Annotated in this window: 8 protein-coding genes; 7 read left to right on the top strand and 1 reads right to left on the bottom strand. The window is 61.4% G+C overall.

Going from position 1 to position 9824, the window contains the following annotated elements; genetic code table 11:
• Positions 1-2163 (top strand): nitric oxide reductase activation protein NorD (locus ACC569_RS12855; RefSeq protein ID WP_372523933.1); only part of this gene is annotated, 2163 nt, incomplete at its 5' end.
• A 9-nt stretch (positions 2164-2172) separates the two neighbouring features.
• On the opposite strand, the gene ACC569_RS12850 is transcribed toward ACC569_RS12855, so the two are convergent.
• On the bottom strand, positions 2173-3198 hold the full coding sequence (locus ACC569_RS12850; RefSeq protein ID WP_372523932.1) for a LysR family transcriptional regulator: 1026 nt from the start codon (positions 3196-3198) through the stop codon (positions 2173-2175).
• Positions 3199-3404: 206 nt separating this feature from the next.
• On the opposite strand from ACC569_RS12850, the gene ACC569_RS12845 reads away from it, so the two are divergent.
• The 6 genes from ACC569_RS12845 to ACC569_RS12820 all read left to right on the top strand — a co-directional run.
• Positions 3405-4883, top strand: a complete 1479-nt coding sequence (locus ACC569_RS12845) for a ribulose-bisphosphate carboxylase large subunit (RefSeq protein WP_372523931.1) — start codon at positions 3405-3407, stop codon at positions 4881-4883.
• 18 nt (positions 4884-4901) lie between these two features.
• Positions 4902-5339: a ribulose bisphosphate carboxylase small subunit gene (locus ACC569_RS12840; protein WP_372523930.1), complete on the top strand. Its 438-nt coding sequence runs from the start codon at positions 4902-4904 to the stop codon at positions 5337-5339.
• Between the two features lie 222 nt (positions 5340-5561).
• Positions 5562-6503 carry a CbbX protein gene (cbbX, locus tag ACC569_RS12835; RefSeq protein ID WP_372523929.1) on the top strand — a complete coding sequence of 314 codons (942 nt, stop codon included), beginning with the start codon at positions 5562-5564 and terminating at the stop codon, positions 6501-6503.
• 208 nt (positions 6504-6711) lie between these two features.
• Positions 6712-7938 carry a ketose-bisphosphate aldolase gene (locus ACC569_RS12830; RefSeq protein WP_372523928.1) on the top strand — a complete coding sequence of 409 codons (1227 nt, stop codon included), beginning with the start codon at positions 6712-6714 and terminating at the stop codon, positions 7936-7938.
• A 131-nt stretch (positions 7939-8069) separates the two neighbouring features.
• The gene (locus ACC569_RS12825) at positions 8070-8753 is read left to right on the top strand and encodes a carbonic anhydrase (RefSeq protein ID WP_372523927.1); all 684 of its coding nucleotides are present in this window, start codon (positions 8070-8072) and stop codon (positions 8751-8753) included.
• Positions 8754-9159: 406 nt separating this feature from the next.
• Positions 9160-9824: FHA domain-containing protein (locus ACC569_RS12820; RefSeq protein ID WP_372523926.1), on the top strand; the 665-nt coding region annotated here is incomplete at its 3' end.

The raw sequence follows: 9824 nt of genomic DNA, 5'->3' as shown, positions 1-9824 counted from the left end.
CTGGTCGTGACCTACATCCAGGCGATGCCGGCGGTGGTCAAAGAAGTCGGCGAGGATGTGCTCAAGGATTGCATCATCAGCGCCATGAAGCTCGCCTCCATGGTGAGCGGCGAGGTGATCCAATTGCTGTTCGACACCCTGCCCACGGCCGCCAACCGCCTCGGCGACGCCGAGCTGCTGCGCGGTTATCTCAACCTGATTCACCAGCTCTCCGCCAAGGTGCCGCGCGGCCTGCGCCCGATGCTGGCGCACCTCGACGAGCTGTTCGCCAAGCTCACGCTCGGCGGCCTGCGCCGCTGGGCGCTGTGGGGCGCGCAGGCGCACATGCGCGACTTTCAAACCCAGATCGCATACTTCGATCTCAAGAGCGCCGACAGTCAGGCCATGCTCCAGAAGGAACGGCGCGGCACGCTGTTCATCGACAGCCAGCGCAAGCTCAATTTTTACCTGCGCGCCTTCTGGGGCCGCGACTTTTTCCTGCGCCCGACCTCGGGCGACTACGAGGCGCGCGAGGGCTACAAGCCGTTCATCGAGACGCGCATCATCCATCTGCCGGACGCCTACGACGACTTCGCCGGGCTGCCGGGCCGGGAGCTGTATCGTGCTGCCGCGGCGCACGCGGCCGCGCATCTCGTCTACACGCGCGAACCGCTGTCCATGGAACAGCTCAACCCGGTGCAGATGTTCCTCATCGGCCTTTTCGAGGACGCGCGCGTCGAGCATCGCGCGATCCGCGAGTTTCCGGGAATGAAACAGCTGTGGTCGCAGTTCCACGCCAAAGTCCGCGAGGTCAGCTGCCCGACCGACCCGGTGGTCGGCCTGCTGGAGCGTCTCGCCTATGCCCTGCTCGACGACAATTATCACGACGACGATGGCCTGATCCAGGAGACAGCGGCCGCCTTCCGCGAAGAGTTCGCCAAACGTCCCGAGGACAACCACCTTTCATGGGACCTGGGCGTGACGCTATACAACAAGCTCGGCGAGCGTGGAAGTGTTCCTTCGCTGCGCGTGCTCGAGTCGATGGCAATCCCGTATCGCGACGACAACCGCTATTGCTGGGCTTCGGATGAAATCGCCTGGCACGAGGCCGAGTACGTCCCGGCGCCGAAGCAGGTGCGCAAGCATGTCACGACCATGGAGATGGTGAACGAACTCGACTGCGAGCTGGCCGGCGACGATGCCCAGGAGATCTGGGTGCTGGACGAGCCGTTCTACCTCGACCAGGAAGGCTGCACCATCAACGAACTCGAGGGCAAGGAGCCGGTGTCCGAGCCGTATCACTACCAGGAATGGGATTACTCCGTGCAACTGCACCGGCCGAACTGGGCCACGGTGCTGGAGAAGCGCCAGAAGAAGGGCGATCCGCAGGAGATCGACAGGATACTCACCGAGAACAAGCCGGTGGCCGCGCGCCTGCGGCACATCATCGACGCCATGCAGCCCGAGGGCGTGCAGCGTTTCCGGCGCCAGGAAGACGGCGACGAGATCGACCTCAACGCCGCGATCCGCGCCATGATCGACATGCGCATGGGTCAGACGCCGGATACGCGCATCAACATCCGCATCGTGCGCAAGGTGCGCGACCTCGCGGTGCTGGTGCTGCTCGACCTGTCGGAATCCACGAATGAGAAACTGGGCGGTTCCGACAAACCGGTGATTCAGCTCGCGCGCGAGGCGACGTCATTGCTCTCGTGGGCCATCGACCGCGTCGGCGATCCGTTCGCGATCCACGGCTTCGCCTCCGACGGCCGCCACGACGTGCAGTACTACCGTTTCAAGGATTTCGACGATCACTATGGCGACGAGGCCAAGGCCAAGCTCGCCGGCATGCAGGGCGGACTGTCAACGCGCATGGGCGCGGCGCTGCGCCACGCGGCCTCATTCCTGCTCAAACAGCCGGAACAGAAAAAACTGATCCTGCTCGTCTCCGACGGCGAACCCGCCGACATCGACGTGCGCGACCCGCAATACCTGCGCCACGACACCAAGAAAGCCGTGGAAGAGCTGGCAACGCGCGGCGTGCATACCTTCTGCCTCACGCTTGACCCCAACGCCGACGACTACGTGTCGCGCATCTTCGGTATCAAGAATTACATGGTGGTGGATCACGTCAGCCGCCTGCCGGAGCGCTTGCCGATGCTGTACGCCGGTCTCACGCGCTAAGCGGTCGTCTCAAGTCGGGACTGTTTTGCGCCGCGCCCGTTTGGCTACCCTCGGCACCGCAACCGGCACATCCCTGTCCTGTGGTTTCACCGGCAGCAGCGGACATTCGCCCTGCTCGGCATGGTGGCAGGGCACTTCGCTGGCGAACTTCGGCGCCTGTTTGAGATAATTGAGAAAGGTGCGCGCCACCACCGACAGCTGCTTGCCGGAAGGGTAGGCGACGTACCAGTGACGCTCGATCGGAAATCCCTCGACATCCAGGATCGTTAGCTGTCCCATCGGCGCATCCAGCGCCAGCGTGTGCCGCGACAGTACTGACACACCGAGTCCGCCGACAATCGCCTGCTTGATGGCCTCGTTGCTGCCCAGTTCCATGCGTACTTTCATTTTGAGTCCGTGTGCCGCGAACAATCGCTCGACCGCCATGCGCGTGCCGGATCCCGGTTCGCGTAGCAAAAACGGTTCCTCGGTCAGGCGCGTCAGCGGAATTTTTTTCTTGCCGGCCAGCGGATGGTTCGCGGGCGCGAGTACCACCAGCGGATTCTCCAGAAACGGTTCGGCGACCGCTTCGAGTTCCTCCGGCGGTTGGCCGAGAATGTAGAGATCGTCCAGGTTGTCGGCGAGGCGCTCAAGGATGCGCTCGCGGTTCGACACCTTGAGCGATACCTCGATGCCCGGGTACTGCTGGCAAAACGGGCCGAGCAGGCGCGGCGCGAAATACTTGGCCGTGGTCACCACCGCCAGTCGCAGCGCGCCCTGTTTCAATCCTTTCATGTCGGCGATCAGCATTTCAAAGCGCGTGAAGTGTTCGAAGATCCCGCGGCTGGTCTTGTGCAGCTCGCGCCCGGCGTCGGTCAGGTAAATCTTTTTCCCCACCTGTTCGAACAGTGGCAGGCCGACGGCCTGGGTGAGTTTCTTGATCTGCATCGAGACGGTGGGTTGGGTCAGAAACAATTCCTCGGCGGCACGCGTGAAACTGCCGAGCCGGGCGATGGCTTCAAAAACCTCGAGTTGGCGCAGGGTGCTGTGGCGCATGACGGTGACCCCTATAGATATATAGACGGAAGTCTATCAATAACATCGAAAAGATTGACTGTTATTGATGATCCCAGTTCGGCAGCATGCCGGCAACGTACTGAAATAAAACCCTTAAATACGAAGGGTTACGACGCTCTGGGGCGGTGAATCCGCCACGCGGGCCCGGTGCGGAGCGGTTCAATCAAAAAACTCTGGAGGCAGTCATGGGTAAAACCGAAACCATTAAGGAAGGGAAAGAACGCTATAAAGCCGGCGTCATCCCATACAAGAAAATGGGCTATTGGGAGCCTGATTACAAACCCAAGGATACTGACGTCATCACCTTGTTCCGCATCACGCCGCAGCCGGGCGTGGACCCGGAAGAGGCCGCAGCCGCCGTCGCGGGTGAGTCGTCCACCGCCACCTGGACCGTGGTCTGGACCGACCGCCTGACCGCGTGCGAACTGTACCGCGCCAAGGCCTACCGCGTGGACCCGGTGCCGAACACCGGACCGGGCACGAAAAACGATGCCCAGTATTTCGCCTACATCGCCTATGACCTCGACCTGTTCGAGGAAGGCTCGATCGCCAACCTGACGGCCAGCATCATCGGCAACGTGTTCGGCTTCAAGGCGGTCAAGGCGCTGCGCCTGGAAGACATGCGTATTCCGGTCGCCTACCTCAAGACCTTCCAGGGTCCGGCCACCGGCATCGTCGTGGAACGCGAACGCCTCGACAAGTTCGGGCGGCCTTTGCTCGGCGCCACCACCAAACCGAAGCTCGGTCTGTCCGGCCGCAACTACGGGCGCGTGGTGTACGAGGCGCTCAAGGGCGGACTCGACTTCGTGAAGGACGACGAGAACATCAACTCGCAGCCGTTCATGCACTGGCGCGATCGCTTCCTGTACTGCATGGAAGCGGTGAACAAGGCCTCGGCCGCCACCGGCGAAGTGAAGGGGCATTACCTCAACGTCACCGCCGGCACCATGGACAAGATGATCGAGCGCGCCGAGTTCGCGAAGCAGCTTGGGTCGGTGATCGTCATGATCGACCTCGTGATCGGCTACACCGCGATCCAGACCATGGCGCAATGGGCGCGCAAGAACGACATGATCCTGCACCTGCACCGCGCCGGTAACTCGACCTATTCGCGCCAGAAGAATCACGGCATGAACTTCCGCGTGATCTGCAAGTGGATGCGCATGGCGGGCGTGGATCACATACACGCCGGCACCGTGGTCGGCAAGCTCGAAGGCGATCCGCTCATGATCAAGGGCTTCTACGACGTGCTGCGCGAGACGCACAATCCCATGAGCCTGGAGAACGGCCTGTTCTTCGAGCAGGACTGGGCCTCGCTCAACAAGGTTATGCCGGTGGCCTCGGGCGGCATTCATGCCGGCCAGATGCACCAGCTGCTGCATTACCTCGGCGAAGACGTGATCCTGCAGTTCGGCGGTGGCACCATCGGTCATCCGCAGGGTATACAGGCGGGCGCAACGGCGAACCGCGTGGCGCTGGAAGCCATGGTCCTGGCGCGCAACGAAGGCCGCGATTACATGAAGGAAGGCCCGCAGATTCTGGAAAATGCCGCCAAGACATGCAGCCCGCTCAAGGCCGCGCTGGAAACGTGGAAGGACATCAGTTTCAACTACGAATCCACCGACACCGCGGATTTCGTGCCGACCACCACGGCCAGTGTTTAACGCTTAGGAGATACGATCATGATGACCAATCCTGGAAACCGTATTACCCAAGGTCAGTTTTCTTTTCTGCCGGACCTGACCGACGCGCAGATCACCGCGCAGATCAAATGGGCGTTGAAACACGGCTGGGCGGTGAGCGTGGAGTACACTGACGATCCGCATCCGCGCAACACCTATTGGGAAATGTTCGGCAATCCCATGTTCGACCTGAAGGATCCCGCCGGGATCCTGATGGAGATCAACAACTGCCGCAAGACCTTCCCCCATCACTACATCCGCGTGATGGCGTTCAACTCCACGCGCGGCGGGGAGAGCCCGGCCATGTCGTTCATCGTCAACCGGCCCAAGAAAGAACCGGGTTACCGACTGATCCGCGAGGAGCGCGACGGGCGCAGCATGGGTTACACCATCGAGCCTTACGCGACCGACAAGCCGGAAGGCGAGCGGTACAGTTGAGGAAGCCTTGGCATAGTCCTCCGTTCGTGGCGAGCCTTTTGACGTTCGTTCGGTCTGAGCCTGTCGAAGACCGAACGGAACGCTCAGTAAAGGTCGTCGAATCACGGACGGAGGAACGTGTCGAATCAGTGTCTGAACCGTTCGCACTTCGACAAGCTCAGTGCGAACGGGCGAAAGCTCAGTGCAATGGGTTGATGGTAATCACGCCGTTATGGAGCCGTCATGAGCGATAGCAAGAACGTCGGCGCCGCCGCGCGCCCGGCCGGTCAGGCGGAGGACGTCGTCGACCTCGAGGCCGAGTTTAAGGCCTCCCACATTCAGGAAGTGCTCGACAAGCTCGACCGCGAGCTGATCGGACTCAAGCCGATCAAGACGCGCATCCGCGAGATCGCGGCGCTGCTGCTCGTGGACCGGCTGCGCAAGCAGTTCGCGCTGACCTCCGAGACGCCGACGCTGCACATGAGTTTCACCGGCAATCCCGGCACCGGCAAGACCACGGTGGCGATGCGCATGGGTGAGATCCTCAAGCGCCTCGGTTACGTGCGCGAAGGGCATCTCGTGACTGTGACGCGCGACGATCTCGTCGGCCAGTACATCGGCCACACCGCGCCCAAGACCAAGGAAGTCATCAAGAAGGCCATGGGCGGCGTGCTGTTCATCGACGAAGCCTATTACCTGTACAAGCCCGAGAACGAACGCGACTACGGCGCGGAGTCGATCGAGATATTGCTGCAGGTGATGGAGAACAACCGCGACGATCTGGTGGTGATCCTCGCCGGCTACAAGGACAAGATGGACCGGTTCTTCCAGAGCAATCCCGGCATGCGCTCGCGCATCGCGCACCACCTGGATTTCCCGGATTACTCCGCGGATGAATTGATGGCCATCGCCCGGCTCATGCTGGCGAGCCAGAACTACCGTTTCAGCCCCAACGGCGAGAAGGCCTTCGCCGAATACATCCCGCTGCGCATGAAGCTCGGGCACTTCGCCAACGCGCGCTCGATCCGCAACGCGCTCGACCGCGCCCGGCTGCGCCAGGCGAACCGCCTGTTCGCCGGCAAGAGCCGCAAGCTCACCCGGCTCGATCTCATCACGCTCGAGCCGGATGACATTCTGGTGAGCCGCGTTTTCAAGGAAGGTCAGCCCGACGGCGAGGCAAGCTGAGCATAGGGCGGCGAATACAGAAAACACACGATACACCGTCAAGAAAGTTTTGATTTAGATGCTCTAACAAAGTGAATATGATTTTGAACCGCCAAGACGCCAAGTCGCCAAGGAAAGATATTTTTTCATCAGTAAAACATGGCGTTCTTGGCGTCTTGGCGGTTAAATTTCTTTTTGTTATGGGTTCTTAGGCAAATCAGGAGGAACCATGCCGCTGGTGGACATGCGTGACATGCTGAACCATGCCTACCGCAACAGCTACGCGGTGGGCGGGTTCGATTTGGTGAGTCTCGATTTCCTCGAGGCGATTCTCGATGCCGCGGAGAACTGCCGCTCGCCGGTGATCTTGAGCCTGGCCGAATCCTACTTCGGGCATTACGACTTCGAACTGGCCATGGCTGCGGCCGAGAAGGCGGCGCGCCGCGCCGACGTGCCGGTCGCCATCCACCTCGACCACGGCGGCTCGCACGAATCTGCGGTGCGCGCCATCAACCTCGGCTGCAACGGCGTGATGGTCGACGCCTCGCACGAATCCTTCCCGGTCAACGTGTCACAGACACGGCGTGTGGTCGAGATGGCGCACGCCTGCGGCGTGGCGGTCGAGGGCGAGCTGGGTTATGTCGCGGGCGTGGAAGGCGAGGACGCTGCCAAACACCCGGGCGAGAATCAATACACTTCGGTGGAGGAGGCCAGGGCTTATGTCGCACGCACCGGCGTGGATTGCCTCGCGGTGTCCATCGGCACGGTGCACGGACGCCTGCGCGGCAAGCCCAAGCTCGATTGCGAGCGCCTCAAGCGCATCAACGACGCGGTGAAAATCCCGCTGGTGATCCACGGCGGCACCGGCCTGGCCGAAGAGCAGTATCGCAAGCTGATCTCCCACGGCGTCGCCAAGATAAATTATTACACGGCGCTTTCCGACGCCGCCGGCAACCGCATCCGCGCCAACGCGCGCGCCGACAGCCGCAGCGGCTATACCGGGCTGGTGAAGGGCATTCGCGAAAGCATCCGCGAGGAAGTCGAGCGCGTCATGCGCCTGTGGGGTTCCGCCGGACGCGCCGCCGAGGTGCTGGTGCAATGCCAGGCGTGGCAGCCGGTCGAGCACGTCATCATTTACAACGTCGAGCATGTCCCGGACGTGCAGGTCGAGGCCATGATGGCGCGCGGGCGCGAGATGCTGGCCACGATCCCCGGGGTGCGGCGGGTTGTCACGGGCTGGGCCGTGGCCGGCAAGCCGCGCTACCGCTTCTGCTGGCTGATCGAATTCACGCACCGCACTGTGATAGATTCCTACCGTGAGCATCCGCTACACAGACAGTTTGCCGACAACCTGTTCCGTCCGATCGCCGTCGACCGGGTGTCGGTGGATTTCGAGCATGTGGATGCCGCGCCTTCCGCGCCCGTCAGCCGGGCACGGGAAAGCGCTACCGGCTGAATCCTTCGCAGTTAACAACTGATCCCGGGCCATGATAAGCGTCGGCACACCGCTGATATGGGCGCTGTTCGCGGCCTTCATTCTCAAATTAGCAAAAACTGTGTTCCGACCCCGACGTATAATCCCTGTCCATGGACGAGATCATAAAACTGATTGACGGTTTCGGCCGGTTTCGTGCGCATCACTATGAGCGCGACGGCGCGCCGTTCAGGGAGCTGGTCAGCCAGGGCCAAGCGCCCAAGATCATGGTCGTCGCCTGCTGTGACGCGCGCGTGGACCCGGCCATCGTCACCGACTGCGACCCCGGCGACCTGTTCGTGGTGCGCAACGTCGCCAACCTGGTGCCGCCGTTCGAGGAAGGCGGTGGCTATCACGGCACCTCGGCGGCGCTCGAGTTCGCGGTGCGCTGCCTGCACGTCGGGCACGTGATCGTGATGGGCCACGCGCATTGCGGCGGCATCCGCGCGCTGCTCGGCAATATCCGCTTCGAGGGCGGCGCCGGGCAGTTCATCACGCCGTGGATGTCGATCGCCGAGGCGGCGCGCCGCGAAGTGGCCACGACCCACGCGGCTGAAGGCGCCGATGCGCGCGCCGCAGCCTGCGAACAGGCGGCCGTGCGGATTTCCATTCGCAACCTCATGACGTTTCCGTTCGTGCAGGAGGCGGTCGCCGCGGGCTGCCTGCAGCTGCATGGCTGGTATTTCGATCTCGACGGCGGTGAGCTGCTCGGCTGCGACCCGGCAACCGGCAGCTTCGAATTGTTCGTAAAAGCTGTGGCGGGGCAGCCAGCCAGTCAGCACACCACGCTGCCGTGAGCGGCGTAGCGCGCGGTGAAGTGTCCGCTCCCGACCAATTCTGTTGAAAATTTCCTGATGGCGGGAAAACGGCTCTGAAGATTTTCGAGTTTTTCAGCAAAATAGACCCCCATCGAACGCTCGCACAAAACCGGAAAATCCCGAGACCTGTATCCCCGTTACCCTGAGTAATCCAGAGAGTTTATTAGGAAAATCAGGGATTTTCATTGCTCCAATCCGCGACAAGTGGCGCAACGACATTGTCCCGGGCACCCCCGTGCGACAGGAAAAATGGCACATTATTTGCTCTTATTTTAAGCATATAGACAACCAGGACGTGCTCATGGCGCAGGACGCGACAAGGTCCTAGCGCCATTTTTTTTACTTGTTCACAAGGGAGCAACAGGCGATTCGTTCGAGGTGACTCATGGGTAAAGAGAATGAAGAACAAACCGATCGTTTAGACGATCATGTGACGTTGGTCGGAGCATCCGATCGACCGGCGATGCCTTGTATCGTGCACATCTCGAACGCACTTACCGATACGGTCTACTGGCTGTCCGCCGACAAGGAACTCAAGATCGGGCGCGCGTCGGAGAACGACCTGTGTATCCGGGATCAAAGCGTCAGCCAATTCCACGCCCGCGTCGTCTTGACCCCCAAGGGCGCGGTTTTCGTGGAGGATTTGGGCAGCACCAACGGCACGTTCGTGAACGGCGAGAAGGTCGTGCGGCATGCGCTTTGGGACGGTGACAAGATTCACATCGGTCGGCAACAGGTGCTGAGATTCTGTTTCCAGGAGAATGCACATCCAGAGGCGGCTGGCAGCAGCAAGGTGGATGCAACCCGGGACGCCCTGACCGGCGTTTATACCAAGCAATACGCGTTCGCGCGGATCGAAAAGGATTTTATCCAGGCCAAGATGCGGCACCAGGACTTGGCGCTGTTAATGTTCGATGTCGACAGCTTCGAAGAGATCAAAGAAGCGCACGGACCCGGCACGTGCGACATGGTGCTGCGCGAGGTTGCCAAGGTTGTCAGCTCCGTGCTGCGCCGGGAAGATATCTTCGCCCGGTATGACGAACACACTTT

This window comes from Sulfuricaulis sp., assembly GCF_041499725.1.
Classification (GTDB): domain Bacteria; phylum Pseudomonadota; class Gammaproteobacteria; order Acidiferrobacterales; family Sulfurifustaceae; genus Sulfuricaulis.
This window is presented reverse-complemented; position numbering and strand designations above follow the sequence as displayed.

What these genes read in the sequence shown, in the direction of transcription:
- ACC569_RS12840 (WP_372523930.1), top strand. Translation starts at nt 4,902, where the DNA reads ATGATGACCAATCCTGGAAACCGTATTACCCAAGGTCAGTTTTCTTTT.
- ACC569_RS12830 (WP_372523928.1), top strand. Translation starts at nt 6,712, where the DNA reads ATGCCGCTGGTGGACATGCGTGACATGCTGAACCATGCCTACCGCAAC.
- ACC569_RS12845 (WP_372523931.1), top strand. Translation starts at nt 3,405, where the DNA reads ATGGGTAAAACCGAAACCATTAAGGAAGGGAAAGAACGCTATAAAGCC.
- cbbX (WP_372523929.1), top strand. Translation starts at nt 5,562, where the DNA reads ATGAGCGATAGCAAGAACGTCGGCGCCGCCGCGCGCCCGGCCGGTCAG.
- ACC569_RS12850 (WP_372523932.1), bottom strand. Translation starts at nt 3,198, where the DNA reads ATGCGCCACAGCACCCTGCGCCAACTCGAGGTTTTTGAAGCCATCGCC.
- ACC569_RS12825 (WP_372523927.1), top strand. Translation starts at nt 8,070, where the DNA reads ATGGACGAGATCATAAAACTGATTGACGGTTTCGGCCGGTTTCGTGCG.